This window comes from Streptomyces thioluteus (assembly GCF_039535865.1).
Window position 1 is genome coordinate 1 of the sequence record NZ_BAAAXZ010000136.1, and the last position, 25,864, is coordinate 25,864.

At 74.6% G+C, this 25,864-nt stretch carries 26 protein-coding genes and 10 pseudogenes; 13 read left to right on the forward strand and 23 right to left on the reverse strand.

Annotated features, from left to right (window positions below):
* Nucleotides 1-80: 80 nt before the first annotated feature.
* Nucleotides 81-296, reverse strand: a complete 216-nt coding sequence (locus ABD794_RS18035; protein WP_344964599.1) for a hypothetical protein — start codon at nt 294-296, stop codon at nt 81-83.
* 935 nt (nt 297-1,231) lie between these two features.
* Nucleotides 1,232-1,474: a hypothetical protein gene (locus ABD794_RS18040; protein WP_344964601.1), complete on the reverse strand. Its 243-nt coding sequence runs from the start codon at nt 1,472-1,474 to the stop codon at nt 1,232-1,234.
* 14 nt (nt 1,475-1,488) lie between these two features.
* Between ABD794_RS18040 and ABD794_RS18045 the strand changes: the two genes are divergently transcribed.
* A complete protein-coding gene (locus ABD794_RS18045; protein ID WP_344964602.1) occupies nt 1,489-1,827 on the forward strand; it encodes a hypothetical protein in 339 nt (112 codons plus the stop codon).
* 66 nt (nt 1,828-1,893) lie between these two features.
* Here ABD794_RS18045 and ABD794_RS18050 read toward each other — a convergent pair whose 3' ends face one another.
* On the reverse strand, nt 1,894-2,085 hold the full coding sequence (locus ABD794_RS18050) for a BBE domain-containing protein (protein ID WP_344964603.1): 192 nt from the start codon (nt 2,083-2,085) through the stop codon (nt 1,894-1,896).
* An 86-nt stretch (nt 2,086-2,171) separates the two neighbouring features.
* Here ABD794_RS18050 and ABD794_RS18055 point away from each other — a divergent pair.
* Nucleotides 2,172-3,187, forward strand: a pseudogene (locus tag ABD794_RS18055) (helix-turn-helix transcriptional regulator).
* Here the strand turns inward: ABD794_RS18055 and ABD794_RS18060 are convergent.
* From ABD794_RS18060 to ABD794_RS18090, 7 genes are all read right to left on the reverse strand, one after another.
* Nucleotides 3,173-3,253, reverse strand: coding sequence for a hypothetical protein (locus tag ABD794_RS18060; protein WP_344964634.1), 81 nt, complete (start codon nt 3,251-3,253; stop codon nt 3,173-3,175). The pseudogene ABD794_RS18055 and the gene ABD794_RS18060 sit on opposite strands and share 15 nt — an antisense overlap.
* 68 nt (nt 3,254-3,321) lie before the next feature.
* Nucleotides 3,322-3,765, reverse strand: a complete 444-nt coding sequence (locus ABD794_RS18065; protein ID WP_344964643.1) for a hypothetical protein — start codon at nt 3,763-3,765, stop codon at nt 3,322-3,324.
* Between the two features lie 76 nt (nt 3,766-3,841).
* Nucleotides 3,842-4,354, reverse strand: a complete 513-nt coding sequence (locus ABD794_RS18070) for an FAD-binding oxidoreductase (protein WP_344964605.1) — start codon at nt 4,352-4,354, stop codon at nt 3,842-3,844.
* On the reverse strand, nt 4,303-4,845 hold the full coding sequence (locus tag ABD794_RS18075) for an acyl carrier protein (RefSeq protein WP_344964607.1): 543 nt from the start codon (nt 4,843-4,845) through the stop codon (nt 4,303-4,305). The genes ABD794_RS18070 and ABD794_RS18075 overlap by 52 nt, the downstream gene beginning before the upstream one ends.
* Nucleotides 4,846-4,891: 46 nt before the next feature.
* Entirely contained in the window at nt 4,892-5,716 is an 825-nt protein-coding gene (locus ABD794_RS18080) for a 3-oxoacyl-[acyl-carrier-protein] synthase III C-terminal domain-containing protein (RefSeq protein WP_344964637.1), read from the reverse strand.
* Between the two features lie 312 nt (nt 5,717-6,028).
* Complete coding sequence (locus ABD794_RS18085; RefSeq protein ID WP_344964608.1) at nt 6,029-6,586, reverse strand: AMP-binding enzyme; 558 nt, start codon at nt 6,584-6,586, stop codon at nt 6,029-6,031.
* A complete protein-coding gene (locus ABD794_RS18090; RefSeq protein WP_344964610.1) occupies nt 6,583-7,659 on the reverse strand; it encodes an AMP-binding protein in 1,077 nt (358 codons plus the stop codon). The genes ABD794_RS18085 and ABD794_RS18090 overlap by 4 nt, the downstream gene beginning before the upstream one ends.
* 693 nt (nt 7,660-8,352) lie before the next feature.
* On the opposite strand from ABD794_RS18090, the gene ABD794_RS18095 reads away from it, so the two are divergent.
* From ABD794_RS18095 to ABD794_RS18105, 3 genes and pseudogenes are all read left to right on the forward strand, one after another.
* A complete protein-coding gene (locus tag ABD794_RS18095; RefSeq protein WP_344964639.1) occupies nt 8,353-9,228 on the forward strand; it encodes a nucleotide disphospho-sugar-binding domain-containing protein in 876 nt (291 codons plus the stop codon).
* Nucleotides 9,229-9,262: 34 nt separating this feature from the next.
* Nucleotides 9,263-9,376: pseudogene (locus ABD794_RS18100) on the forward strand (NAD(P)H-binding protein); the annotation flags it as partial.
* A 121-nt stretch (nt 9,377-9,497) separates the two neighbouring features.
* A pseudogene (locus ABD794_RS18105) lies at nt 9,498-9,902 on the forward strand (NAD(P)-dependent oxidoreductase); the annotation flags it as partial.
* 61 nt (nt 9,903-9,963) lie between these two features.
* On the opposite strand, the gene ABD794_RS19215 reads toward ABD794_RS18105, so the two are convergent.
* The 11 genes and pseudogenes from ABD794_RS19215 to ABD794_RS18155 all read right to left on the reverse strand — a co-directional run.
* Entirely contained in the window at nt 9,964-10,251 is a 288-nt protein-coding gene (locus ABD794_RS19215) for an NDP-hexose 2,3-dehydratase family protein (RefSeq protein WP_425586061.1), read from the reverse strand.
* A gap of 147 nt (nt 10,252-10,398) precedes the next feature.
* Nucleotides 10,399-11,349 (reverse strand): annotated as a pseudogene (locus ABD794_RS18110) (NDP-hexose 2,3-dehydratase family protein); the annotation flags it as partial.
* Nucleotides 11,346-12,230 (reverse strand): NAD-dependent epimerase/dehydratase family protein, encoded by an 885-nt coding sequence (locus ABD794_RS18115; RefSeq protein ID WP_344964614.1) that lies wholly within the window; start codon nt 12,228-12,230, stop codon nt 11,346-11,348. The pseudogene ABD794_RS18110 and the gene ABD794_RS18115, both read right to left, overlap by 4 nt.
* Nucleotides 12,231-12,338: 108 nt before the next feature.
* Nucleotides 12,339-12,941, reverse strand: coding sequence for a dTDP-4-dehydrorhamnose 3,5-epimerase family protein (locus ABD794_RS18120; protein WP_344964616.1), 603 nt, complete (start codon nt 12,939-12,941; stop codon nt 12,339-12,341).
* 5 nt (nt 12,942-12,946) lie between these two features.
* Nucleotides 12,947-13,699, reverse strand: a complete 753-nt coding sequence (locus tag ABD794_RS18125) for a class I SAM-dependent DNA methyltransferase (protein ID WP_344964617.1) — start codon at nt 13,697-13,699, stop codon at nt 12,947-12,949.
* 48 nt (nt 13,700-13,747) lie between these two features.
* On the reverse strand, nt 13,748-14,869 hold the full coding sequence (locus ABD794_RS18130; RefSeq protein ID WP_344964620.1) for a DegT/DnrJ/EryC1/StrS family aminotransferase: 1,122 nt from the start codon (nt 14,867-14,869) through the stop codon (nt 13,748-13,750).
* A complete protein-coding gene (locus tag ABD794_RS18135) occupies nt 14,866-16,395 on the reverse strand; it encodes an FAD-dependent monooxygenase (protein WP_425586062.1) in 1,530 nt (509 codons plus the stop codon). The genes ABD794_RS18130 and ABD794_RS18135 overlap by 4 nt, the downstream gene beginning before the upstream one ends.
* Nucleotides 16,396-16,437: 42 nt before the next feature.
* Nucleotides 16,438-17,388, reverse strand: a pseudogene (rfbB, locus tag ABD794_RS18140) (dTDP-glucose 4,6-dehydratase); the annotation flags it as partial.
* Nucleotides 17,385-18,281, reverse strand: coding sequence for a glucose-1-phosphate thymidylyltransferase RfbA (gene rfbA, locus ABD794_RS18145; RefSeq protein ID WP_344964622.1), 897 nt, complete (start codon nt 18,279-18,281; stop codon nt 17,385-17,387). The pseudogene rfbB and the gene rfbA, both read right to left, overlap by 4 nt.
* A complete protein-coding gene (locus ABD794_RS18150; RefSeq protein ID WP_344964624.1) occupies nt 18,278-19,489 on the reverse strand; it encodes an FAD-dependent monooxygenase in 1,212 nt (403 codons plus the stop codon). The genes rfbA and ABD794_RS18150 overlap by 4 nt, the downstream gene beginning before the upstream one ends.
* 139 nt (nt 19,490-19,628) lie before the next feature.
* Nucleotides 19,629-19,790 (reverse strand): annotated as a pseudogene (locus ABD794_RS18155) (FAD-dependent oxidoreductase); the annotation flags it as partial.
* Nucleotides 19,791-19,917: 127 nt separating this feature from the next.
* Here ABD794_RS18155 and ABD794_RS19220 point away from each other — a divergent pair.
* The gene (locus tag ABD794_RS19220; protein WP_425586064.1) at nt 19,918-20,043 is read left to right on the forward strand and encodes a hypothetical protein; all 126 of its coding nucleotides are present in this window, start codon (nt 19,918-19,920) and stop codon (nt 20,041-20,043) included.
* 110 nt (nt 20,044-20,153) lie between these two features.
* On the opposite strand, the gene ABD794_RS19225 is transcribed toward ABD794_RS19220, so the two are convergent.
* Nucleotides 20,154-20,441, reverse strand: a complete 288-nt coding sequence (locus ABD794_RS19225) for an SRPBCC family protein (protein WP_425586060.1) — start codon at nt 20,439-20,441, stop codon at nt 20,154-20,156.
* Here ABD794_RS19225 and ABD794_RS18165 point away from each other — a divergent pair.
* From ABD794_RS18165 to ABD794_RS18190, 6 genes and pseudogenes are all read left to right on the forward strand, one after another.
* A pseudogene (locus ABD794_RS18165) lies at nt 20,416-21,094 on the forward strand (SRPBCC family protein); the annotation flags it as partial. The gene ABD794_RS19225 and the pseudogene ABD794_RS18165 sit on opposite strands and share 26 nt — an antisense overlap.
* 2 nt (nt 21,095-21,096) lie before the next feature.
* The gene (locus ABD794_RS18170; RefSeq protein ID WP_344964626.1) at nt 21,097-22,608 is read left to right on the forward strand and encodes an FAD-dependent monooxygenase; all 1,512 of its coding nucleotides are present in this window, start codon (nt 21,097-21,099) and stop codon (nt 22,606-22,608) included.
* Complete coding sequence (locus ABD794_RS18175; protein WP_344964628.1) at nt 22,605-22,829, forward strand: sugar phosphate nucleotidyltransferase; 225 nt, start codon at nt 22,605-22,607, stop codon at nt 22,827-22,829. Before ABD794_RS18170 ends, ABD794_RS18175 begins: the two co-directional genes overlap by 4 nt.
* A pseudogene (locus ABD794_RS19230) lies at nt 22,826-23,788 on the forward strand (sugar phosphate nucleotidyltransferase); the annotation flags it as partial. The gene ABD794_RS18175 and the pseudogene ABD794_RS19230, both read left to right, overlap by 4 nt.
* 136 nt (nt 23,789-23,924) lie before the next feature.
* Nucleotides 23,925-24,122, forward strand: a pseudogene (locus ABD794_RS19235) (GDP-mannose 4,6-dehydratase); the annotation flags it as partial.
* Nucleotides 24,123-24,631: 509 nt separating this feature from the next.
* Complete coding sequence (locus ABD794_RS18190; RefSeq protein WP_344964630.1) at nt 24,632-25,411, forward strand: FAD-dependent monooxygenase; 780 nt, start codon at nt 24,632-24,634, stop codon at nt 25,409-25,411.
* A gap of 86 nt (nt 25,412-25,497) precedes the next feature.
* On the opposite strand, the gene ABD794_RS18195 is transcribed toward ABD794_RS18190, so the two are convergent.
* Complete coding sequence (locus ABD794_RS18195; RefSeq protein ID WP_344964645.1) at nt 25,498-25,674, reverse strand: hypothetical protein; 177 nt, start codon at nt 25,672-25,674, stop codon at nt 25,498-25,500.
* On the opposite strand from ABD794_RS18195, the pseudogene ABD794_RS18200 reads away from it, so the two are divergent.
* Nucleotides 25,598-25,855: pseudogene (locus ABD794_RS18200) on the forward strand (aromatic-ring hydroxylase C-terminal domain-containing protein); the annotation flags it as partial. The gene ABD794_RS18195 and the pseudogene ABD794_RS18200 overlap by 77 nt on opposite strands.
* Nucleotides 25,856-25,864: the final 9 nt, after the last annotated feature.

Below are 25,864 nucleotides of genomic sequence, written 5' to 3' on the forward strand. Positions count from 1 at the left end.
CCGCACCTTCTCGTTGACAGATCTCGACGTAGGTCGTCGCGCGTGCGTGCGCTCCAGCATCCGCGTGTGCAGTCACCGGCTCAGACACGCCGAGCCGGGCTGTTTGTGCGCAGATGTTGCGTCGCTTGGGCCTGGTACAGGACGACGTGGTTTCCGCGTAGGCGTCGTGCCTCGTGCTCCCGGCGTCGGCGATGAGCCGCTTGGCCCAGCGTCGGGTCGAGGTCCACGGGATACCCGTAGCTGGCCGTGGGTGAGCGCAGAGCGCCGGAGATCTCGACGACGATGTGAACGGACACCGACGGGTGAGTGCCCAGCTAAGCTCAGTCGTCGCCGCGCGGGAATCAACGTGCACGTCGATAGTTTGCGTTGCTCTAGGCGACCGCTTCTCCGCAGTCGCGCCGGGCAGCACCACCCGCACTTGGAGGGCGCCGTGTGCCAGCCGCTGCTCGTAAGATTTGCGCCGACGACGTCGGCGTGCGCCGTACCGCCGTAGGCACGAGGTCGGACGGCCTGGCACGTCGCGCTGCTACGTTGGCCACAGGTTGGGGAAGAGTGCCAGCTCGTCGTAGCCTTGACGTCCGCCAGGGTCGAAGTCCAGGGTCGCCGCGCGCCGGAAGCCAGAACGGGACCCGGTCATCGGGGGCGAAGTGGCCATGCCCATCGCGGCCCGGACGAGTTCGTCGGGTCCGGGCGCGCGTCATGGGGTCATTCCAGGATCGACGGCTCGTGCGCACCAGCATCCTCCTTCGGGTCGGCCCGGCGGCGGTGGGCCGCGGTCCCCGAATTCGATCACCGTGCGGTGCGGACCGCATGAGTAGCCGCTACTCAATTGCCGCGTTGCACAGTACAGCGTCAGATATGTCAGAGGAACGACAAATGCCCGGGAATCCAGGGCCATGGGGACCTCCGGGGGTGCCGGATTCCTACACTGGCGCCATGAAGGCAATGATCGCTTGGTGGATCTCGGCGCATCGGAGCAGACCGCCGGGACACTGCGTGAATTCATCCGAGGAGAGCCGGGAAATCCTGGTCCGGTATCCCCGGCCTGGTGGTGAAATTCTGGATTTCCGCCCGGAGCGGAACCGCTGGGGGGCCGTGATGATCTGGGAGCGGAGGAGGCGGCCCCCACCGCGGAACTGCCAGCGCAGCGCCGCCGAGATCATCGCTACCCGCTCGACTTCCGGGAGTGGTTCGACGTCGAGGGGACCGTCGAGGGGGACCACGGTCTGCCCTACCTCGACGGTCTCGGCCCGGCCCTCCGGCCGCCCGGCGGAGTAGCGGGCGTCCGGCCCGCGGCGCTCAGATCCCGCGCGTCTCGCGTGCGCAGCGCCCCGCGCCTCCAGCCCCGCGAGACCGCGACCGGCGCGATCTGCAGCCAGGTCCACACCAGTCCCGTGGTGGTCAGCTCCAGCCAGCCGAAGGCCAGCGTGGCCAGGCTCAGCGCCACCCAGAAGGCACCGCCCGCGACTGGCACCGCGCACCGCCCTGGTGGACACGGTCCGCTTCCGGCCCACGGCGGCGATCGCGGCGCCGCCCGCCACCATGACGCCGCCGATCCCCGCGACCAGCGCCGTGCCGGTTCCGAAGAGCCGGCCCAACGGGCCCGCGGCCGCCAGGTATCCGGCACCGGACGACGGCCATGCCGGCGGCGTCCAGGAGGAGCAGCAGGCGGAGCCGGCGGTCGACGGCGTCGGGCAGCGGCGCCCGCCCGTCGGCGGACCCCCGGGTCCGGGGGGCGGAGGGGGCAGAGGAGTAGTTCATCCGTTTCTCCAGTGGTCGTGTGCCGCGGTGGGCCTGTGGTGGGGCCTGTGGTGGGGCCCGCGGTGAGGGGAGTGGCCCGTCCCGGTGCGGCGGGGGATCTCGCACCGGGACGGGAGTTCGGGGCCGTCCGGCTCAGCGGGCGGTGCCGTCCGCCGGCGGGATGTTGTAGTTGAGGCGGAAGAGGTTGTGCGGGTCGTAGGCCGCCTTGAGCCGGGACAGCCGCGCGAAGTCCTCGGCGCCGTAGGCGTCGCGCACCCGGTCGCCCGTGGCGTTCTCCCCGTGGCCGATCTCGGTGGCCAGCGTCCGGATGTGGGCCTGCCGCACGGCTTCCCTCCGTTCTGTCGGTCCGGTGACACGATCATGGAGGCGAAACCTGACACCTGCCGACAGGTATGGGAGAGACTTGCGGGGTGAAGTTCGACCGACTGCTGTCCATCCTGCTCCTGCTCCAGCAAAGGGACTTGATCCCCGCGAGCGAACTCGCCGGGCGTCTGGAGGTGTCGGTCCCGCACCGTCTACCGCGACGTGGAGGCGCTGTCGGCGGCGGGCGTCCCCGGTCTACGCGGAGCGGGGGAAGTACGGCGGCATCCGCCTGCTCCCCGGGTTCCGCACGGACATGACCGGCCTGACCGCCGACGAGGCGCGGGCGTTGTTCGTCCTGGTGGCGCAGAGCGCCCACTCCGCCCTGGGGCTCGACCGGGCCCGGGCCTCCGCCCTGCGCAAGATGATGGCCGCGCTGCCCGCACCGCACCGTCCGGCGGCCGAACTGGCCAGCCGCCGCGTCCTCATCGACCCCGACCGCTGGCTGGCCGGACCGCGCGGCGCGGCCGGGCTGGAGGCCCTGCACTCCGCGGCCGTCGCCGACCGGCGGGTGCGGATCGCCTACCGGCACAGCGGCAGCACGCGGCTCGACTCCTATCTCGTCGACCCGTACGGCCTGGCCTCCAAGGCCGGTGTCTGGTACCTCGTCGCCGACGAGCGGGGCGCGCCCCGGCTCTTCCACGCCGACCGGCTCGCGGACTTCACGGTCACCGACGAACCGGTACGGCGCCGCGACGGCGTGGAACTGGCCGACGTCTGGGAGGAGTTGCGGCGGGGGATGGAGGACCGCAGCACCGGCGTCCGGGTCCTGGTGCGGGTGCGGCAGTACCGCCTGGACATGCTCCAGCGCATCACCGGGCCGAGCTTCCTCGGCCTGTCGCAGGACGACGGCGCGTCCGGGGACGGGGAAGGCCCGGCCCCGGACGCGTGGCGGACGGCCGAGCTGGTGTACCCGGTGACCGGGGCGGTCTGCCAACTGCTGCAGTTCGGCGCGGACGTGGAGGTCGTCTCCCCGCCCGGGGCCGTCCGGGAGATGTCCCTCGCGGTGGCCAGGCTCGCGGCGCTCTACCCGCCGCCGGAGCCGGTGGAGTCACCTTCCCTGTAGCGGCCGGACGTTGCGGTTGTACCGCAGCAGGTTGTCCGGATCGAGCCGGGCCTTGAGCGCGGCCAGCCGGCGGTGGTCGGCGGGCTCCCAGAAGTCCTCGGCCGGCGCGGCCGCGTCCCCCGTCCACCCGCCGCCTACACCAGGTTCTGGGCACGCCCCAGCCGCTCCCGGGCGAACACGTCCAGCACCTTCCGGTGCAGGGCCGCGGCCTCCCCGGCGTCGGCGAGGGCCAGCGGCGACAGGACGCGCACCAGGTAGCCGGCGGCGCGGTGGCCCACCGCGTTCGGCACGGCGGGCGGCCGGCCCAGCGCGCCGCCCAGGTGCCGGACGTCGAGCACACAGGGCACCGGGGAGCCGGGGCCGGTGAGCCGGGTGACGGCCGCGGCCTGCTCCCCGTCGAAGTCCCGCACCAGCACGTTGTCGCCCAGGTAGGCGTGCGGGTGCGGCGGGTCGTTGTAGACGGCGCCGCACTCGGTGTACGGCATCTCCGCGACCCCGTCGGACACCGGCCCGAGCGCGCGGAGCGGTGCCACCAGGGCCTCGGCGACGGCCGGTCCGGCCGTTGTGACGATCCGCACCTGGCCAGGTGCGGCCGCGCAGCCGGGGCGGAAGCGCCGGCAGGTCCCGGGTACACGACCAGGGAGACGGAGGACGTCAGTTCCTCGGGAGCTCACGGGTCCACCGCCGGTGGACGTCCAGCAGGTCCGGGGTGCGGGCTAGGTCGAAGACCAGCTCGCCGCCGTGGACGCGCGTGACGCGCACCAGGCCGAGCTCGACGGCCGTCACCACGCCGAAGTTGGCGCCGGCGCCGCGCAGGCCCCAGAACAGTTCGGGGTCGCTGTCCTCCGTCACCCGCCGGGGACGCCCGTCGGGGGTGACCAGCTCGACGGCCCGCACGTGGTCGGCCGCGTAACCGAACTGCCGGGCCAGCAGCCCCAGTCCGCCGCCGAGCACATAGCCGACGGCCCCCACTCCCGGGGAGGAGCCGTTCAGCGGCGCGAGCCCGTGGCGGCGCGGCGGCGTCGATGACGTCCGCGAACGGGGTGCCGGCCGCCACGCGCGCGCCGTGCGGGCCACCGGGTCCACGGTGACCCCGCGCATCGCGGCGGTGCTGATCAGCATGCCCCCGTCGGCCGGGACCGAGAGCCCGTGACCGGTCGCCTGCACGGCGACGGGCAGGGCGCGGGCGGCGGCGTGCCGCCACGGCCGCCGCCACGTCCTCGGGCCCGGACGCACGGACCAGGACGGAGGGCCGGTGCCGGGCGGCGGTCTGGAATCCCGCGCAGCCCGCCTCGAACTCCGCGCCGCCCGGGGAGGAGTACGTCACCCCGCACGGCGTCCCGCAGCCCGCCGGCCGCCGTCACGCCTTCGGTGCGCACCGGCCGCTCCTCCCCGGTCACGCGGCCGGTGCGGCGGCGGCGAGGTGCCGGGACCAGGCCAGCACCGTGGGGTCGGTGGCCAGTGTCGCGAAGTCCACCGGCAGGGCCGTTCCGCCGCCAGCGGCCGCTGAGCCGCATGATCTGGAGGGACGTGAGGCCGAGTTGGGCGAGGTCGGTGTCGTCGGCTATCTCCTCGGCGGGGAGGCGGAGGGCCGCGGCGACGGCCTCCCTGACGTCCTCGACCGTGGGGACGGGGGACTCCGCGGGCGTCGTGGTCATCGGTGATCCCTTTCTGGGGCGTGGGGTGCGGCGGCGCGACGCCGGGTCAGGCGTCGCGGTCGTATGCGGTGGTGATCCGGACGACGGCGCAGCCGGCCTCCATGCCCTCGGTGGCGCCGAGGAGCATGACGTGGTCGCCCTCGGTCACCTGGCCGGTGGTCCACAGGTGTTCGAGGCCCAGCACCGGGTCGCTGACGCTGGCGTGGCCGATGGTCCTCATGAACTCCCAGGTCCCCTGCTTCGCGGGATGCCGATGGAGTCCAGCAGCAGGGAGTGCAGCGGGTCCTCGTGGAATCCGACGTCGGGCGACCCGGGCGAGGCCGGACCGACCGATCCCTGCCTCGGCCAGGCCCTGTTCGGCGGTCTCGGCGACCAACTGCCCGTAGCGGGTGACCGCTTCGATCATGTCGTGGGCGCCGGCGCCCGGCCGCTCGGACCAGGCCTGGAGCCGGGGGCCGACGTGCAGGGGGCGCTCGGCGGGCCGGGCCGGCGGCAGCAGCGGTTCGCCGTAGCGGTGCATCGATTCGAGTTCCGGCACCGAGCGGGAGACGACGGAGAGCACCTCCGCGAAGCCGCCCGCGCGCGAGACCACCAGGGCGGCGCCGCTGTCGGCGTACATGGCGTGCTCGGAGTCCCGCCAGCGGTCGACGAGGGGGGTGGAGAAGTTGTCCCCTCCGGTGATGAGCACCGCCTCGGCGGTGTCCTGCTCGGCGGTCAGCAGCGCGGCGGCCAGCCGCAGCGAGGTCAGCATGGCCAGACAGCCCTGCCGGACCTCCAGCGCGGTGACCGGCCGGCCCAGGGTGCGGTCGAGGACGTGGTGCGGCGCGGACCAGCTGTCGGGCCCCTGGTAGTAGGCGCCGCAGTGGAGCAGGGCGGCGAAGTCCTCGGGGCGGTGGGCCGGAGCGCGCGACGGCCACTTCGGCGGCCCGCACCGCCATGTCCGTTGCCGACAGGGCGGTTTCGACGGCGACGGAGACGATGCCGCTCTCCTCGGCGGCGACGTCGTCGATCAGTCCGTCGCGCACCGCGTGGGCGACGGGGACGGTCCGCGGGATGTACGAGCCGATCCCGGCGAGGTGGATGCTGCCGGTCTTCACTGCTGTCCCTTTCGACGGTGACGGGTGCCCGGCGGGGCCGGGCGGCGTGGTGGCGCGGAGGGGTCGCGGCGGGGTCACGGGCGGCGTCACAGCGGGAAGGGCTCCAGCTCGCCGGAGACCACCCGGTCCCGCAACGCCCTGCGGTCGACCTTGCCGTTGGCGTTCAGCGGAAGACCGTCCAGGAGGTGGAAGGTCATCGGGATCATGTAGGGGGGCAGGGCGTCCTGGAGGCCCTCCTCGACGGCGTACACGTCGAGCCCGTCGCCGCAGAGGACCGCCGCCAGCGCGGAGGTGCCCTCCTCCTCGCCCGGCACGGCCAGGACGACGGCCTCCTCGACCCCCTTCTGCCGCAGCAGTTGGGCCTCGACCTCGCCGGTCTCGATGCGGTGGCCGAGGATCTTCACCTGGGAGTCGAGGCGGCCGAGGAAGACGTACTCCCCGTCGGCCGTCCTGCGGCAGAGGTCGCCGGTGCGGTACCAGCGGCGGGGCTCTCCCCCGTGCGGCGCCGCGAGGTGGAAGGCCCGGCCGGTCAGTTCGGGGGCCCTCCAGTAGCCGGCGAAGACCTGCGGCCCGTGCAGGCAGAGTTCCCCCGCCGCACCGTCGGGCACCGGTGCGCCGTCCTCGTCCAGCACGACGGCCGTCATGCCGGGGTAGGGCGTGCCGATGGGGGACGACCCCGTTGACCGCCCGCGCGGGCGAGGTGGCCGGGGTCCCAGCGGTGCACGAGGCAGGCCACGGCCGCCTCGGTGGGGCCGTAGAGGTTGTCCACCACCGAGCCGGGCGCGGCCTCCTGCCAGGCCGCGGCGGTGGAGGCGGGCAGCGCCTCGCCGCCGAACAGGCTCAGCCGCAGCGACGGCAGGCTGCCGGGGGCGAACAGCCCCCTGCGGTGCTGGAGCACGGCCGCGGAGGGGACCGAGAACCAGACGGTGATCCGCTTCTCGCGGATGAAGTCGAGCGGGGAGAGCAGTTGGGCCGGGTCCGGCGGCACCAGGCAGGCACCGGCGCCCCAGGGCATGAAGACCTCGAAGACGGCCAGGTCGAAGGTCTGGTCGGCGGTGTTGGCGAAGCGGTCCTCCGGACGCACCCGGTACCGCTCGGAGTTGACCCGCAGGAAGTGGGCGATGTTGGCGTGGGCGACGGGCACGCCCTTGGGGCGGCCCGTCGAGCCGGAGGTGAAGATGATGTAGGCGGTGTCGTCCGGGTCCGGGAGGACCGGCCCGGTCAGGGGGGTGGTGCCGGCGACGTCGGCGCGGGTGAGCACGCGGGCCCGGGACGGCAGGTCGGCGGGCACCTCCGCGGTCTCCGGGAGGACGACCGCGGGGACGTGCTCCAGTCCGTCCAGCAGGTCCGGGAGCTGCGGGACGGAGCGGTCGTCGGCCAGGACGACGTCCAGTTCCGACCGTTCGGCGATGTCCCGGTTGCGGGCCACCGGATACTTCCGGTTGAGCGGGACCACGGCCGCTCCCGTGTACAGGCCCGCGAGGAAGCCCGCGTAGGTGACGAGGCTGCGGTGGCCGAGGACGCCGATCCGCCGTGGCCGGTCCGCCACCGCGAGGAGGGCGGCGGCCCAGCGGCGGACCGTCTCGTCCAGCTCCGCGTACGTCCAGGTGCGGCCGCCCAGTTCGAGCGCGGGACGGTCGGGGTGACGCCGTGCGGCGGCGTGGAAACCGGAGTGGAGGAACTCGGGGGCGTCCTGCATGGTGTTCTCGCGATCCACTTCGTCCGAGGGGCTGTATCGGGAGATCCGGGGGGCTGTACCGGGGCAGTCGGGGAGCCGGTGCGGCCGGGGGCCTGCCCGCCGGAGCCGCGCGCGGAAAGGCGGGCGGGTGGGCGGAGTCGGGGGGCCGAGGCAGGCCGACGCGAGGGCGCACGGTGTCGTGGTCGTCAGTCTTGCCGGTCGAAAGGACCCGGACAAGGCGGGAACCGTCCGGTCGGTGTCAGGCTCCGTCAGGGGGAACCCGATCTTTGTCAGCAGAGCGTCAACTTCCGGACAGATCGCGCGCGGATGCCGTCCGGACCGCCGGAGATCACCGAAGCTGGGGCCCATGGGGTGGCGGGGCCGGATCGCGCGGGTGCCGACCGAACGACGAAAGGCGACCGGAACCATGCGCTTCCTGTTCACGACCACGCCCGGCTTCTCCCACACCGTCCCCCTGGTCCCGCTGGGCCCACGCCGCCCGGCTCGCCGGGCACGAGGTCCTCTTCGTCGCGGGCGGCCCCGCGTTGCGCGCCGCGACCGGAGCCGGGCTCGCCGCCTGCGACCCCGCCCCGGGCGAGGACATCACCGCGCCGTATGTGCACCTCGCGTCCACGGCCGTGGGCGAGGAGCTGTCGGTGGCCCAGGTCATGCAACGGGTCTTCGGCGCGTTCGGCCGGATCGGGGAGATGATGCTCCCCCGGCCTGGTCCGCATCGCCCGGGACTGGCGGGCCGACGTCGTCCTCTACCCGCCCATGCTCCCCGCCGGGCTGCTCGCCGCCCGGGCGGCCGGAAGCCTGGCCGTGGTCCACGGCATCGGGCTGCGGCACCCGCTGTTCCCGCTCGGCACCGACGTCCTCCCGCCCGTCGTCGCCGAGGCCGGCGTCACCGCGCCGCCCCGCCACCCCGACGCCGAACTCGCCCTGGCGCCGGACTCCCTGGAGAAGATCAATCCGTCCTCGCCCGGGGACGGGGCCCCCTACGAGGTCCTGCCGCTCCGGCCGTGCACCTACAACGGCGGCGGAGAGGTGCCCCCGTGGGCCCTCAAGGCCCCCGGCCGCCCCCGGATCCTGCTCACCCTGGGCTCCGTCGCCGCCCACAACGACGGGCAGGCGGAGCTGCTTTCGGCGGTCATCCGGGGCAGCGAGGTGCTGGACGCCGAGGTCGTGGTGACCGCCGGCGGCTCCGACCTCACCGCCCTGCTGGGCGAACTCCCCGACCGGGTACGGCCGATGGACTCCTTCCTTCCACTGGGGGCGGTCCTGCCCACCTGCGCCGCCGTCGTCCACCACGGCGGCATGAGTACGATGTTCTCGGCCCTCACCGCGGGGGTCCCCCAGGTGATCGTTCCGACGACCAAGGGGGACGCCCTGACCAACGCCCGGGTCGTGGAGGAGCGCGGCGCGGGCGTGGCGGTGGATCCGGCCGGATGCACCGCCGCGACGGCGGCCGAGGCGCTCCGGCGGGTGGTACGGCAGCCGGGATTCCGCGCGGTCAGCGAGGACGTCGCCGCCGAGCTCGCGGCCATGCCGGACCCCCGCGACGTGGTCGCCCGGCTCGCCGCCTCGGCGGCCGCGCACCGCTCGTGAGCAGTCCGCCCTTCCCCCTGAAAAGAGGACTCCCATGCGACTCACCGTCTTCGGCGCCACCGGCGGCACCGGCCGCCTCGTCGTCGAGCAGGCGCTCGACGGCGGACACCGGGTGCGCGCCGTCGTCCGTGACCCGGCCCGGCTGCCCGTCGACCACCCGGCCCTCGACGTCGTCACGGCCGACCTGGCCGCCCCCGAAACCCTGAAAGCCGGCGCTCGACGGCAGCGACGCCGTCGTCTCGGCGCTCGGGCCCAGGGACCGCAAGGACACCGGCGGGATATGCCACAACGGCACCCGGAGCATCCTGACGGCCATGCAGGACACGGGCGTTCGCCGGATCGTCGTCGTCAGCGCCCAGCCCGCCCTGCGCTCGGGCGCGGGCGAACCGTTCTGGTTCCGCTACACCGTCACCGCGCTCATCCGCGCCGTCTACCGCACCACCTACGCGGACATGGAGCGGATGGAGCACCTCCTGGCCCGCAGCGACACCGACTGGACCGTGGTGCGCCCGCCGTACCTGACGGACAAGCCGGGCACCGGCCGGTACCGCACGGCGCTGGAGAAGAACATCACCGGCTCCAGCCTCTCCCGGGCCGACCTGGCCACGGCCCTGCTCGCGACCGTCGACGACCCGGCCGCGGTCCGCCACGCCATCGGCGTCACCGGCGGCTGAACAGCCGTGGGGCCCCTTCCCGTCGGCGGGAAGCCGACGGGAAGGGGCCCCACAGGCCGGACTACAGCCGCACCGCACCGGAGTTGACGCAGGACAGCAGCGTCCGGGCCTGCACGTTGAGGTAGTGCGGATGCGCCGTGAGCGCGTTGAGCTGCCCCACGGACGCCCACTGGAAGCCGGGCGGCGGGGAGTCGGGCGCGGTCGCGGCGTCGGCCTCGACGAACAGGCAGCGGCTCACCGCGTCGAGGAACCGGCCGCCCTCCTCGGAGTGGAGTGCCGCGTAACGGATCCGGTCCGGCCCCGCGGCCAGGACGGCGTCCAGGAAGGGGGGCCGGTCCGCGGCCGGCACACCGGCCCAGTTCGCCGGGGGTGCACTGGACGGTCGGCGCCAGCTCCAGGGTGTCCACGAAACCCGGTTCCGCCCTGGCGCGCCACCAGCAGGTGCGGCACCCCGCCGATCCGCCGGTGGAGGAAGGCGGTCACCCCCGGTGCCGACCGGCTCGAACAGGGGCTGCGACCAGCCGGGCACCTCCCGGCTGCCCGCCTCGACGGCGACCCCCACGACCCGGAAGTACCGCCCGTCCGGCCGGCCGATGGCCGACTCCCCGCGTTCCCAGCCGTCCACCTCGGCCAGCGGGACGCGCCGGGCCGTCATGGTGCGGCGGGCCCGCTCGGCGGTGATCCACGACAGCAGTTCGGTGTCGGAGCGGAGCGCCCCGGTCTCGGGCGCGGACATCGGGAAGCAGGCGACGACGGTGCGCGCGTCCATGTTGACGACGGTGTCGAGCCGCAGCAGCGCCCCGATCTGACCGAGCGTCAGCCAGCGGAAGTCCTCGTGCGGCGGCACGTCCTCGTCCGTCTCGACCAGCATGTTGCGGTTGGCCTTGCGGAAGAACCACGCGCCGTGCTCCGACTGGAGGGAGTCGGCGAGCACCCGGCCGCGGCCGGGGACCAGGAAGTGGTCGAGGTACTTCACGGGCGCGCCCCGGTGCGCCCCGGAGTAGTTGCTGAAGGTGGCCTGCACGGTGGGCGACAGCTGGAGCAGGTTGGGGTTGCCGGGTTCCATCTTGGCCTGCATCAGGAAGTGCAGGACGCCGTCGAACTCCTTGGCCAGGATGCCCAGGACGCCGGTCTCGGGCTGGTGGATGACGGGCTGCCGCCACCGCGCGAAGGGCCCTTCGGAGGCCGAGACCTCCAGGCCCTCGACGGAGAAGAACCGGCCGCTGCGGTGGACGAGGTTGCCCGTCCCGGGGGCGGTCGACCAGCCGTCGAGCTCGTCGAGCGGCACCCGTTCCACTACGAAGCGGTGGGCGTCGGCCCGTTCCGCCAGCCAGCGGGGGACGTCCTCGGTGGCCGGGCCCCGGCCGGCGGGGGCCGCGGCCGACCGGGCCAGCCGGGCGGACAGCGCCTGTTCGGTCCGGGGGCGCACCGGCGCGGCGGCGGTCACGGCAGGTTCCTCTCCGCGCCTTCCGCGCAGAAGGCGACGGTGCGCCGCAGGGCCTCGGCGAGGGGCACCTCCGGCCGCCAGCCGGTGGCGGCCCGGAACGCGGAGGCATCGACGGTCACGCTCCGGAAGTCGCCCGGCTCGGCGTGCGCGGGGGGTTCGACGGAGACCACGGGGACGGGCGGGCGGCCGGTGTGCTCCGCGGCCAGGGCGGCCACCTGCCCGAAGACGGCGCCGAGGGGCTCGCCCCGGCCGGTGCCGAGCAGCCAGTGCCGGCCGGACAGCGCCCCGGCGTGCCGGGCGGCGGCGACGAAGGCCCGGGCGGCGTCGGCCGAGTACAGCAGGTCGCGGCGGACCGTGCCGTCGTGCCACATGGTGATCGGGTCCCCGGCCAGCGCCCTGCGGGCCATCGTCGTCACCACGCCCTTGTCCCGGGCCACGGATCCGGGCCCGTAGCCGAAGACGGTGGGCAGCCGGAGGGAGACGCCGCGCAGGACGCCCTCGGCGTCCGCGGCCAGCAACAGCCGTTCCGCGCGCAGCTTCTGGCTGTCGTACTCCCCCGCCGGCCGGTCGGTCTCGGTGCCGTCGAGCACGTCCTTGTCCAGGGGGCCCGCCTGGGAGACGGCGCCGGCGAACAGCACCGTGGCCGGCTCCCGGCGGGGCCGGGCGGCGAGCGCGCCGACGAGGTCGCGGACCAGGCCGACGTTGACGCGTTCGGCGGCCGCGTCGCCGTCCTCGATCCGCCAGGTCGTCCCGCCGGCGATGTGGGCCACCGCGTGGACGACGACGTCGGCGTCCGCGACGGCCGCCGCCATCGCGCCGGGGGCGGTGAGGTCGGCGGCGCGGACCTCGACGGCGGCGCGGGCCCCGGGCGGGACGGCCACGGGCCGCCGGGACACCGCCCTGATCCGCCAGGGGCCCGCGCGCCAGTTCGCGCAGGACGGCGGAGCCGACGAAGCCGGAGGCGCCGAGCAGGGCGACGAGCGGGGCGGTCACGGCCACAGCCGGTCCTCCGCTTCCCGGCAGGCGGCGTAGTCGGGCAGCAGCCCCCGCTCCGCGGCCTCGGCGAGCGTGGGCGCGGCGAGGTCGCGCGGCGAGCGGACGGGGTCCGCCCCGTCCGGGAGGGGCAGGGCGAGGGCCGGGTCGAGGGAGTCGACGGCGTGCTCGCGGTCGGGGGCGTAGCCCTCCGACATCAGGTACACCACCACCGAACCGTCCTCCAGGGACAGGAAGGCGTGTCCCACCCCGACGGGGACGTACAGGGCCCGGCCGCCGTCGCCGCCGAGCTCGCTCGCGTCGCAGCGGCCGAAGGTCGGCGAGCCCACCCGCAGGTCCACGAGGTAGTCGAGGACCCGGCCGTGGGGGCAGTAGACGTATTTGGCGCGGCCGGGCGGCGCGGCGGTGTAGTGGACGCCGCGGAGGACGCCGCGGGCGGACACGTTGTGGCTGACGTCGCGCACCGGGAAGAGCCGGTCGCGGACGGCCCCGGCGAACGCCTCCTCCCGGAACGGCGAGGTGAACAGGCCGCGTTCGTCCCGGTACACGGGCGGTGCGAAGGCGAAGGCGCCCTCGATGTCCAGCTTCTCGGTCCGCACCCCGCTCACCGCCCCGCCCGGAGCACGCCCACGAAGAGGCCGTTGCCGGGGTACTCGCCGGTGACGTACTCGACGGCGAGGCCGGCCCGGGTGAAGGCGGTCTCGTACTGTTCCCGGGTGAAGAGCGCCATCACATGGGTGTCGGTGAAGTGCCTCACGCCCTTCCCCGGTTCGGCGACGACGTAGTGGACCTCCATCCGGCTGGCGGCGTCCCCCTCGCGGACCGTGTGGGAGACGCGGGCGACGGTGCGGCCGTCCACGGTCGAGACGCTGGCCCCGACGTGGTCGGGGGTGAAGTTGGCCGGGAACCACCAGGGTTCGACCACGACGACGCCGCCCGGTTCCAGGTGGGCGGCGAACGAGGCCAGCGAGGCGTCCAGTTCGCCGGTCCCGCCGAGGTTGCCCACGGCGCTGAAGAGGGAGACGACCGCGTCGTAGCGGCGGCCGGTGCGGAAGGCCCGCATGTCCCCGGTGGCGACCGGGACGTCCGGGTTCTCCCGGCGGCAGACCTCCAGCATGCCGTCGGCCGCGTCGATGCCCTCGCACCGGGTGAACTCCTGGGCGAAGTACCGCAGATGGCCGCCGGTGCCGCAGCCGACGTCGAGCAGGGACGCGGCGCCCGGGTGGTGGCGGCGGATGTGCCGGGCGACCACGGCCGCCTCGGCCCGGTAGTCCTTGCCGCGTCCGCGGTAGATGGCGTCGTAGAGGTCACCGGCGGCGTAGATGCCGGTCGGCCGGGCGACGGTGGTGGCTGGCATGGTTCGAGAGCTTCCTTCCAGTGGGGGGTGCCCGTCTCAGAGCCCGTCTCAGAGCGCGGCGAGGACCTCGCGGAGGGCCGCGATGGTCCGCTCCTGCACCGCCTCGGGGAGCGAGGGGTACATGGGCAGCGAGAAGATCTCGCCGGCCAGTCGTTCCGTGACCGGCAGCGAGCCCTCGGACCAGCCGAGGTGCGCGAAGCCGGACATGGTGTGCACCGGCCACGGATAGCTGATGTTGAGGGAGATGCCCCGGGCCTCCAGCGCCTCCAGGACGGCGTCGCGCCGCGGGTGGCGGACGACGTACACGTAGTGGACGTGGTCGTTGCCCTCGTTGACGGACGGCAGCACGAGCCCGCCCGGTCCGGTCAGGTCGCCGAGGCCCTCCTCGTACCGGCGGGCGACCGCGCGCCGGCCCTCGATGTAGGAGTCGAGGCGGCCGAGCTTGCGGCGGAGGATCTCCGCCTGCACCTCGTCCAGCCGCGCGTTGTGACCGGGCGTCCTGACGACGTAGTACGTCCTGTCCATGCCGTAGTAGCGCAGTTGCCGCAGGGCGCGGTCGGTCTCCTCGTCGTCGGTGAGCACCGCTCCCCCGTCGCCGTAGGCCCCGAGCACCTTGGTGGGGTAGAAGGAGAACGCGGCGGCGTCGCCCATCGTGCCGGCGATCCGGCCGTGGTGACGGGCTCCGTGCGCCTGGGCGCAGTCCTCCAGGATCTTCAGCCCGTGGCGCCGCGCGATCCGCTCCAGCGGCGCCATGTCCGCGCACTGCCCGTAGAGATGGACCGGCAGCAGGACCTTGGTGCGCGGGGTGATCGCGGCCTCGACCCGGTCGGTGTCGATGAGGAAGTCCTTCTCGCGGACGTCCACGAAGACCGGGACGGCTCCGGTGGAGACGATGGCGACGACGGTCGGCGCAGCGGTGTTGGCCACCGTGACGACCTCGTCGCCCGGCCCGACGCCCAGCGCCTCCAGGGCGAGCGCGAGCGCGTTGGTGCCGTTGTCGACGCCCGTGCAGAAGCCGGTGCCGTGGTAGCGGGCGAACTCCTCCTCGAAGCCCCGCACGCTGCCGCCGAGCACCAACTGCCCGGAGGAGAAGACCTGTTCGACGGCCGCGAGCAGGTCGTCCCGCTCCTTCTCGTACTCGGGCAGATAGTCCCAGACACGAATGGTCACGCGGTGTCCTCCTGATCGTGGTGGAGTGCGCGGCCGCCCTCCGCGGGCGGTCCGAACCAGCGGCGCAGCGCCCCGGACAGGCCGTCGCCGTCGCCGCCGGCCCAGGCGACGTACCCGTCGGGCCGGACGAGGAGGGCGGCGGCTCCGGCGAGGGGACCGTCCGCGTCCGGGGTGCCGGTCACGGTCACCACCCGGTCCTTCCAGCCGGCCGCCGCCGCGCGCAGCCCGGCGTCGTCGGCCAGGTCGAGCAGCACTCCCTGGGCGGAGCGCAGCAGGCGCGTGGTGGTGACGGTGCCCGCGGCGGTCCGCAGCGGGAGCGGCGGCAGGCGCCGGCCGGCGAGCGGATGGCCGTCCGTGCCCATGGGGTGGCGGATGTCCAGGCCGCTGACGACGCCCGCGAGGTGCCGCCGTACGTCCGGGTGGACGAGGAGCTCCGCGAACAGGGCGCGGAGCGGCTCGGTTTCGGCGCCGCCGAGGTAGAGGGTGCCCTGCGCCCGGGTGTTCATCAGCAGCCTGGCCCCGACGGCGTGCCGCTCGGAGTGGTAGGTGTCCAGCAGGCCGGGGGGCGCCCAGCCCTGGATCGTGGCGGCGAGTTTCCAGCCCAGGTTGACGGCGTCCTGGAGGCCGGTGCTCAATCCCTGTCCTCCTGCGGGGAGATGGACGTGGGCGGCGTCCCCGGCGAGCAGGATCCGGCCCCGGCGGTACTCGGTGACCTGGCGGGTGGCGTCGGTGAAGCGGCTGACCCACTCCGCGCGTCCGCCGCCGATGTCCTCGCCGGTGATGCGCCGCCAGGCCGCGGCCACTTCGGCGAAGCCGGGCCGCTCGCCGGGCCCGCGCACCGGGGCGCGGTCCGGGCAGACGATGACGCGGTCCACCCCGTCGCGCAGCGGTGCGGCCATCACCATGCCGCCGGGCAGCCGTTCGCCGAGGAACCGCGGCCGCACCGCGCAGCCGGCCACGTCGGCCAGGTACATCTCGCGGGTCGCGGGGGTCCCGGGGAAGTCGAATCCGGCCGCCGTGCGCACCGGGCTCCGCCCGCCGTCGCAGCCCACCAGATACGCGCAGCGCAGCCGCCGGACGCCCTCCGGGGTGTGGACGGTGGCCTGGACGGCGTCGCCGAGGTCGGTCAGGCCGGTCAGCTCCCAGCCGCGCCGGATGTCCGCGCCGAGGCCCCCGGCCCACTCCTCCAGCACGGCCTCGGTGCGGGCCTGCGGGATGCCGCGCGCCCCGAAGTGGGCGCCCGGCAGGACGGAGTAGTCGAACCGCAGGCCGCCGAAGTGTCCCTCCGGGCTGGTCTCCAACTCCTCGCCGAACAGGGGGAGCACGCCGCGCTGGTCGAGGACCTCCATCGCCCGGGCGGTGAAGCCGAGCCCGCGCGACTGCCCGCTGGGCTCCGGCAGCCGCTCCACCACGACGACGCGCGCGCCGCCGAGCCGCAGTTCGCCCGCGAGCATCAGCCCGGTCGGGCCGGCGCCGACGACCACGACGTCGGTGGTCTCGACGTCGGCGGTCTCGGCGTCGGTGATCGCGACGGCCGGGGCCGTCCTCTCCCCCGTCACCTCCGCCGTCCGCCGCCACCGTCCCGGGTTGTCGCGGTACCAGGCGACGGTGGCGGCGAGGCCCGCGTCGAAGGGGACGCGCGGCGCGTAGCCGAGCTCCTCCCGGATCTTGCGGTCGTCCAGCGCGTAGCGCAGGTCGTGCCCCTTGCGGTCGGCCACGTGGCGGACCAGGGAGGGATCGGCCCCGCACAGGCGCAGGAGCCGTTCGGTCAGGTCGAGGTTGGTCAGTTCGTCGCCGCCGCCCACGTTGTAGACCTCGCCCGCCCGGCCGTGGGTCAGCACCAGGTGGACGGCCCGGCAGTGGTCGTCCACGTGCAGCCACTCGCGGCGGTTGCGGCCGTCCCCGTAGAGCGGGACCGGCTCGCCCCGCAGCAGATTGGTGACGAACCGCGGGATCAGCTTCTCGGGGTGCTGGCGGGGGCCGTAGTTGTTGGAGCACCGGGTGACGGACACGTCCAGCCCGTGGGTGCGCCAGTACGACCGTGCGACGAGGTCGGAACCCGCCTTCGTGGCGGCGTAGGGGGAGTTGGGGAGCAGCGGGGACTCCTCGGTCCACGACCCCTCGGCGACGGAGCCGTAGACCTCGTCGGTGGAGACGTGCACGACGCGCTCCACGCCGGCGCGCACGGCCGCCTCCAGCAGCGTCTGGGTGCCCAGCACGTTGGTGCGCGCGAACTCCGCCCCGGCGCCGACCGAGCGGTCGACGTGCGACTCGGCGGCGAAGTGCACCACCGCGTCGTGGCCCGGCAGCAGTCCGTCCAGCAGCTCCGGGTCGCAGACGTCGCCGTGGACGAAGTCGAGCCGCTCGTGGGAGGCGGGGAGGTTGGCCCGGTCGCCCGCGTAGGTCAGCCGGTCGAGGACGGTGATCCGCGGCAGGCCGCTGCCGATCGTGCCGTCCAGCAGCGACCGCACGTAGTGGGAGCCGATGAACCCGGCGCCGCCGGTGACGAGGATCCTCATGAGGCCGCCCTCGGCGCTCCGGCGGCCGGGCCCTCGGTGATCTCCATGATGTACTGCCCGTAGGGGGAGTTGGCCAGGGCCCGGCCGAGGCGGTGGCAGGCGTCGCGGTCGATGTACCCCATGCGCCAGGCGATCTCCTCGACGCAGCCGATCCTTACGCCCTGCCGGTGTTCCAGGATCTGCACGTACTGGCTCGCCTCCGTCAGGGCGTTGTGGGTGCCGGTGTCCAGCCAGACGAAGCCGCGTCCCAGTTCCACGAACCGGGCCTTGCCGCGCCGGAGATAGGCGAGGTTCACATCGGTGATCTCCAGCTCGCCGCGCTCGGAGGGGCGCAGGCCGCGGGCGATCCGGACGACGTCGTTGTCGTAGAAGTACAGGCCGGTGACGGCCAGGTTGGAGCGGGGCGCGGCGGGCTTCTCCTCGATGGAGACCAGGCGGCCGGACGCGTCGGTCTCCCCGACGCCGTACCGCTCCGGGTCGCGGACCGGGTAGCCGAAGAGGACGCAGCCGTCGACGTCCCGGGCGCTGGAGCGGAGCAGTTCGCCGAAGCCGGGCCCGTGGAAGATGTTGTCGCCGAGCACCAGGGCCACCGGTTCGTCGCCGATGTGGTCGGCGGACACGAGGAACGCGTCGGCCAGGCCCCGGGGTTTGTCCTGCTCCGCGTAGCTGAGGGTCAGGCCCAGCGAGGAGCCGTCGCCGAGCAGGCGCTGGAAGCCGGCGGCGTCGCCCGGCGCGGAGATGATCTGGATGTCCGTGACCCCGGCCAGCATCAGCACGGACAACGGGTAGTAGACCATGGGCTTGTCGTAGACCGGCAGCAGCTGCTTGGAGACGCCCAGGGTGATCGGGTGCAGCCGCGACCCGTGGCCGCCGGCCAGGATGATGCCCTTCACGCCCCCGCCTCTCCGGGCTCGCCGAACCAGCGCCGCAGGGCCTCCCCGGGCCCGTTCCGCGCCGCCCCGGCGGCCGTGGCCGCCCAGGCGACGTGGCCGTCCGGGCGGAGCAGGACGGCGTCCGTGCCGTCCGGCAGCCCGTCCGGGCGCGGTCCGTCGAGGCGGGCGGCGGTGTACCGGACGCGGTCCGCCCACGGCGCGGCCTGCGCGCGGATCCGGTCGTCGCCGACGAGGTCCAGCAGGACGCCGCCGCCGGCGCGGAGCAGCCGGAAGCCGGTCGACGGCCGGTCCCCCACGAGCAGTCGGAGGCAGGGCAGCCGGGCACCGCACAGCGGATGGCCGCCGTCCGGGCCCATGTCGTAGCGGACGTCGAGACCGGAGATCATCCCGGCCAGGTGGACGCGGACCTCCTCCAGCGGGATCAGCTCGCCGAGGAGGGCGCGCAGCGGATCGGCCTCCGGTCCGCCGAGCAGCAGGCCCGCCTGGATCCCGATGTTCCCCAGGACTCTCAGGCCGACGGCCCGGCGTTCGGTGTCGTAGGTGTCGAGCAGATCCGCCGGTGCCCGGCCGCGGACCGTGGCGGCGAGCTTCCAGCCGAGGTTGACGGCGTCCTGGAGGCCCAGGTTGAGGGCCTGTCCGCCGATCGGCATCTGCCGGTGGGCCGCGTCACCCGCGTAGAGGACGCGGCCGTGGCGGTAGCGGGCGAGCTGCCGGGAGGCGTCCCCGAAGGCGTTCACCCACAGCGGGGTCCCGGCACCGATGCGCTCCCCGGTGACGCGCTCCCAGGCCGCGGCGACCTCGGCGAACTCCGGTGCGGCGGTGCGCCGTCGGGCGGCGGCGCCGAACTCGTGCACCATCACGCGGGTCACGCCGTCGGGGCGCCGGGCCGCGACGGCCAGGCCGCCCGGTAGGCGTTCGAAGCGCCGGTCGGGGACGTCGATGCCGGCCACGTCGGCGCGCAGCAGCTCCCGCCCCGCGTCGTGCCCGGGGAAGCGGGGGGCCAGCAGCCGGCGGACGGTGCTGTCCTCCCCGTCGCAGGCGACGGCGTAGGCGGCCCGGACGACGACGGTGCCGTCCGGTCCCGAGGCCCGGGCCTCGACGTGGTCCTCCCCCGCGGTGAGGGTGTGCAGTTCGTGGCCGCGCCGCACGTCGGCACCGAGCGAACGGGCCCATGCGTCGAGGAGTTCCTCGGTCCGGCCCTGCGGCACCTTCCACTGGCCGGAGCAGGGCCCGGGCAGCGTGAGGTCGAGGGGGGATGCCGCCGAAGTGGCCCCGGGGTTCGCGGGGGCGGGTCGCCGAGCCGGCCGAGGAGCCCCGGCCGTCCAGCAGTTCCGCGGTTCTGGCGTGCAGGGTGGAGGCCCGGGACTCGGTGGTCGGTCCGGTGCGCCGCTCCAGGACGGTCACCTCGGCGCCGCCCAGCCGCAGTTCGCCCGCGAGCATCAGCCCGACGGGGCCGCCGCCGACGACCAGGACCTCGGTGGTGAGCGGGGTCGCGTTCTCGGCTGCCATGGTCAGCGCCTGCTCTCCGCGTGGTCCTTGGCGTGGCCCAGGGTGGCGCGGCTGTTGGCCCCGAGGGGCGTCGCGCACGTAGGCGCGGGCGTCGGCGACGGTGGCGCGCGGGCCGAGGACGGCCGCGATGTTCGCCGTGTTGAGCACGACGGTGTGCTGCGAGGTGGCGGCGACCCGGCCGTCGGCGGCCGGGAGGAAGGTCCAGTACCCGGTGTGCACGGTCATCAGCGCCGGCAGGGTCACCTGCTTGTAGACGATCCTGTCGTGCGGGAAGCACACGCGGAACGACTCGGTGGTGTGCGTCGAACCGTCCTTCGCCACAGTGTCCATGCGCAGCCGTTGCAGCCCCCGGGGTGTCCTCCGTCAGCTGTACGGCGGACACGTGCGGCAGCCGGCGGTCCCACAGCCGGGCCTCGTCGACGAAGGCGTAGGCGTCCTCGGCCGCGCCCTCGATGTGCACGGTGTCCTCGAAGGAGAACAGCGTCTCGTCACCGGCCCGTTCGGCATGGGCCTGAGCGCGGCCAGCTCCGCGCCGGAGTTGCGGTCCACGGCGCGGTCGATCCACTCCAGCCCGGCCGGATCGTCGTCCACCGCCCGGTAGTCGTGCAGCAGCCGGACGCGGGACGTGGCCGCCGTCAGCGGTTCGATCACCCGGGTGATCGAACCGTCTGACGGCGGCCACGTCCCGCGTCCGGCTGCTGCACGACTACCGGGCGGTGGACGACGATCCGGCCGGGCTGGAGTGGATCGACCGCGCCGTGGACCGCAACTCCGGCGCGGAGCTGGCCGCGCTCAAGGCCCATGCCGAACGGGCCGGTGACGAGACGCTGTTCTCCTTCGAGGACACCGTGCACATCGAGGGCGCGGCCGAGGACGCCTACGCCTTCGTCGACGAGGCCCGGCTGTGGGACCGCCGGCTGCCGCACGTGTCCGCCGTACAGCTGACGGAGGACACCCCGGGGCTGCAACGGCTGCGCATGGACACTGTGGCGAAGGACGGTTCGACGCACACCACCGAGTCGTTCCGCGTGTGCTTCCCGCACGACAGGATCGTCTACAAGCAGGTGACCCTGCCGGCGCTGATGACCGTGCACACCGGGTACTGGACCTTCCTCCCGGCCGCCGACGGCCGGGTCGCCGCCACCTCGCAGCACACCGTCGTGCTCAACACGGCGAACATCGCGGCCGTCCTCGGCCCGCGCGCCACCGTCGCCGACGCCCGCGCCTACGTGCGCGACGCCCTCGGGGCCAACAGCCGCGCCACCCTGGGCCACGCCAAGGACCACGCGGAGAGCAGGCGCTGACCATGGCAGCCGAGAACGCGACCCCGCTCACCACCGAGGTCCTGGTCGTCGGCGGCGGCCCCGTCGGGCTGATGCTCGCGGGCGAACTGCGGCTGGGCGGCGCCGAGGTGACCGTCCTGGAGCGGCGCACCGGACCGACCACCGAGTCCCGGGCCTCCACCCTGCACGCCAGAACCGCGGAACTGCTGGACGGCCGGGGGCTCCTCGGCCGGCTCGGCGACCCGCCCCGCGAACCCCGGGGCCACTTCGGCGGCATCCCCCTCGACCTCACGCTGCCCGGGCCCTGCTCCGGCCAGTGGAAGGTGCCGCAGGGCCGGACCGAGGAACTCCTCGACGCATGGGCCCGTTCGCTCGGTGCCGACGTGCGGCGCGGCCACGAACTGCACACCCTCACCGCGGGGGAGGACCACGTCGAGGCCCGGGCCTCGGGACCGGACGGCACCGTCGTCGTCCGGGCCGCCTACGCCGTCGCCTGCGACGGGGAGGACAGCACCGTCCGCCGGCTGCTGGCCCCCCGCTTCCCCGGGCACGACGCGGGGCGGGAGCTGCTGCGCGCCGACGTGGCCGGCATCGACGTCCCCGACCGGCGCTTCGAACGCCTACCGGGCGGCCTGGCCGTCGCGGCCCGGCGCCCCGACGGCGTGACCCGCGTGATGGTGCACGAGTTCGGCGCCGCCGCCCGACGGCGCACCGCCGCACCGGAGTTCGCCGAGGTCGCCGCGGCCTGGGAGCGCGTCACCGGGGAGCGCATCGGTGCCGGGACCCCGCTGTGGGTGAACGCCTTCGGGGACGCCTCCCGGCAGCTCGCCCGCTACCGCCACGGCCGCGTCCTCTACGCGGGTGACGCGGCCCACCGGCAGATGCCGATCGGCGGACAGGCCCTCAACCTGGGCCTCCAGGACGCCGTCAACCTCGGCTGGAAGCTCGCCGCCACGGTCCGCGGCCGGGCACCGGCGGATCTGCTCGACACCTACGACACCGAACGCCGGGCCGTCGGCCTGAGAGTCCTGGGGAACATCGGGATCCAGGCGGGCCTGCTGCTCGGCGGACCGGAGGCCGATCCGCTGCGCGCCCTCCTCGGCGAGCTGATCCCGCTGGAGGAGGTCCGCGTCCACCTGGCCGGGATGATCTCCGGTCTCGACGTCCGCTACGACATGGGCCCGGACGGCGGCCATCCGCTGTGCGGTGCCCGGCTGCCCTGCCTCCGACTGCTCGTGGGGGACCGGCCGTCGACCGGCTTCCGGCTGCTCCGCGCCGGCGGCGGCGTCCTGCTGGACCTCGTCGGCGACGACCGGATCCGCGCGCAGGCCGCGCCGTGGGCGGACCGCGTCCGGTACACCGCCGCCCGCCTCGACGGACCGCGCCCGGACGGGCTGCCGGACGGCACGGACGCCGTCCTGCTCCGCCCGGACGGCCACGTCGCCTGGGCGGCCACGGCCGCCGGGGCGGCGCGGAACGGGCCCGGGGAGGCCCTGCGGCGCTGGTTCGGCGAGCCCGGAGAGGCGGGGGCGTGAAGGGCATCATCCTGGCCGGCGGCCACGGGTTCGCGGCTGCACCGATCAGCCTGGGCGTCTCCAAGCAGCTGCTGCCGGTCTACGACAAGCCCATGGTCTACTACCCGTTGTCCGTGCTGATGCTGGCCGGGGTCACGGACATCCACGAGATCATCTCCGCGCCGGGCGCACGCCGCGGCTTCCACGCGCCTGCTTCGGCGACGGCTCCTCGCTGGGCCTGACCCTCAGCTACGCGGAGCAGGACAACAACCCCGGGGCCTGGCCGACGCGTTCCTCGTGTCGCCGACCACATCGGCGACGAAACCGGTGGCCTCTGGTGCTCCGGCGACAACACTCTTCACGGGCCCGGCTTCGGCGAACTGCTCCCGCTCCCAGCGCCCGGGACCTCGACGCTTGCGTCCCTCTTCGGCTACCCGGTCCGCGACCGGAGCGGTACGGCGTCGGGAGGAGACCGACGCGTCCGGCCGCCCGCATGGTCTCCATCGAGGAGAAGCCCGCCGCGCCCCGCTCCAACTGGCCGTCACCGGCCTGTACTTCTACGACAAACGACGTCGTCGGATCGCCCGCGGCCTGCGCCCCTCCGGATGCGCGGCGAGCTGGAGATCACCGATGTGAACCTCGCCTATCTCCGGCGCGGCAAGGCCGCGTTCGTCGAACTGGACGCGGCTTCGTCTGGCTGGACACCGGCACCCACAACGCCCTGACGGAGGCGAGCCAGTACGTGCAGATCCTGGAACACCGGCAGGGCGTAAGGATCGGCTGCGTCGAGGAGATCGCCGGCGCATGGGGTACATCGACCGCGACGCCTGCCACCGCCTCGGCCGGGCCCTGGCCAACTCCCCCTACGGCAGTACATCATGGAGATCACCGAGGGCCCGGCCGCGGAGCGCCCGAGGGCGGCCCTCATGAGGATCCTCGTCACCGGCGCGCGCCGGGTTCATCGGCTCCCACTACGTGCGGTCGCTGCTGGACGGCACGATCGGCAGCGGCCCTGCCGCGGATCACCGTCCTCGACCGGCTGACCTACGCGGGCCGACCGGGCCAACCTCCCCGCCTCCCACGAGCGGCCTCGACTTCGTCCACGGCGACCGTCTGCGACCCGGAGCTGCTGGACGGACTGCTGCCGGGCCACGACGCGGTGGTGCACTTCGCCGCCGAGTCGCACGTCGACCGCTCGGTCGGCGCACGGGGCGAGTTCGCCGCGCACCACGTGCTGGGCACCCAGACGCTGCTGGAGGCCCGGCCGTGCGCGCCGGCGTGGAGCGCGTCGTGCACGTCTCCACCGACGAGGTCTACGGCTCCGTCGCCGAGGGGTCGTGGACCGAGGAGTCCCCGCTGCTCCCAACTCCCCCTACGCCGCCACGAAGGCGGGTTCCGACCTCGTCGCACGGTCGTACTGGCGCACCCACGGGCTGGACGTGTCCGTCACCCGGTGCTCCAACAACTACGGCCCCCGCCAGCACCCCGAGAAGCTGATCCCGCGGTTCGTCACCAATCTGCTGCGGGGCGAGCCGGTCCCGCTCTACGGGGACGGCCGCAACCGCCGCGAGTGGCTGCACGTGGACGACCACTGCCCGGGCCGTCCACCTGGTGCTGACCCACGGCCGGGCGGGCGAGGTCTACAACGTGGGCGGCGGCGACGAACTGACCAACTCCGACCTGACCGAAACGCTCCTGCCGCCTGTGCGGGGCCGATCCCTCCCTGGTCCGCCACGTGGCCGACCGCAAGGGGCACGACCTGCGCTACGCGCTGGACGACCGCAAGATCCGGGAGGAGCTCGGCTAACGCGCCGCGCGTCCCCTCGACGCGGGCTCGCCGCCACCGTCGCCTGGTACCGCGACAACCCGGGACGGTGGCGGCGGACGGCGGAGGTGACGGGGGAGAGGACGGCCCCGGCGTCGCGATCACCGACGCCGAGACCGCCGACGTCGAGACCACCCGACGTCGTGGTCGTCGGCGCCGGCCCGACCGGGCTGATGCTCGCGGGCGAACTGCGGCTCCGGCGGCGCGCGCGTCGTCGTGGTGGAGCGGCTGCCGGAGCCCAGCGGGCAGTCGCGCGGGCTCGGCTTCACCGCCCGGGCGATGGAGGTCCTCGACAGCGCCGGCGTGCTCCCCTGTCGGCGAGGAGTTGGAGACCAGCCCGGAGGACACTTCGGCGGCCTGCGGTTCGACTACTCCGTCCTGCCGGGCGCCCACTTCGGGGCGCGCGGCATCCCGCAGGCCCGCACCGAGGCCGTGCTGGAGGAGTGGGCCGGGGGCCTCGGCGCGGACATCCGGCGCGGCTGGGAGCTGACCGGGCCTGACGACCTCGGCGACGCCGTCCAGGCCACCGTCCACACCCCGGGGGGCGTTCCGGCGGCTGCGCTGCGCGTATCTGGTGGGCTGCGACGGCGGGCGGAGCCACGGTGCGCACGGCGGCCGGATTCGACTTCCCCGGGACCCCCGCGACCCGCGAGATGTACCTGGGCCGACGTGGGCCGGCTGCGCGGTGCGGCCGCGGTTCCTCGGCGAACGGCCTGCCGGCGGCATGGTGATGGCCGCACCGCTGCGCGACGGGGTGGACCGCGTCATCGTCTGCCCGGACCGCGCCCCGGTGCGCGGGCCCGGCGAGCGGCCCGGCTCGCCGAAGTGGCCGCGGCCTGGCGGCGCATCACCGGCGAGGACATCGGCGGCGGACCGCGCGGAGTGGGTCAGCCGCTTCACCGACGCCACCCGCCAGGTCACACGAGTACCCGCCGGGGCCGGATCCTGCTCGCCGGGGACGCCGCCACGTCCATCTCCCCGCAGGAGGACAGGGATTGAGCACCGGCCTCCAGGAACGCCGTCAACCTGGGCTGGAAACTCGCCGCCACGATCCAGGGCTGGGCGCCCCCCGGCCTGCTGGACACCTACCACTCCGAGCGCACGCGCGGGGCCAGGCTGCTGATGAACACCCGGCGCAGGGCACCCTCTACCTCGGCCGGCGCCGAAACCGAGCCGCTCCGCGCCCTGTCGCGGAGCTCCTCGTCCACCCGGACGTACGGCGGCACCTCGCGGGCGTCGTCAGCGGCCTGGACATCCGCCACCCCATGGGCACGACGGCCATCCGCTCGCCGGCCGGCGCCTGCCGCCGCTCCCGCTGCGGACCGCCGCGGCACCGTCACCACCACGCGCCTGCTGCGCTCCGCCCAGGGAGTGCTGCTCGACCTGGCCGACGACGCCGGGCTGCGCGCGGCGGCGGCCGGCTGGAAGGACCGGGTGGTGACCGTGACCGGC

What these genes read in the sequence shown, in the direction of transcription:
- ABD794_RS18075 (WP_344964607.1), bottom strand. Translation starts at nt 4,845, where the DNA reads ATGACCACGACGCCCGCGGAGTCCCCCGTCCCCACGGTCGAGGACGTC.
- ABD794_RS18085 (WP_344964608.1), bottom strand. Translation starts at nt 6,586, where the DNA reads ATGACGGCCGTCGTGCTGGACGAGGACGGCGCACCGGTGCCCGACGGT.
- ABD794_RS18125 (WP_344964617.1), bottom strand. Translation starts at nt 13,699, where the DNA reads ATGCCAGCCACCACCGTCGCCCGGCCGACCGGCATCTACGCCGCCGGT.
- ABD794_RS19220 (WP_425586064.1), top strand. Translation starts at nt 19,918, where the DNA reads ATGTTCGCCGTGTTGAGCACGACGGTGTGCTGCGAGGTGGCGGCGACC.
- ABD794_RS18170 (WP_344964626.1), top strand. Translation starts at nt 21,097, where the DNA reads ATGGCAGCCGAGAACGCGACCCCGCTCACCACCGAGGTCCTGGTCGTC.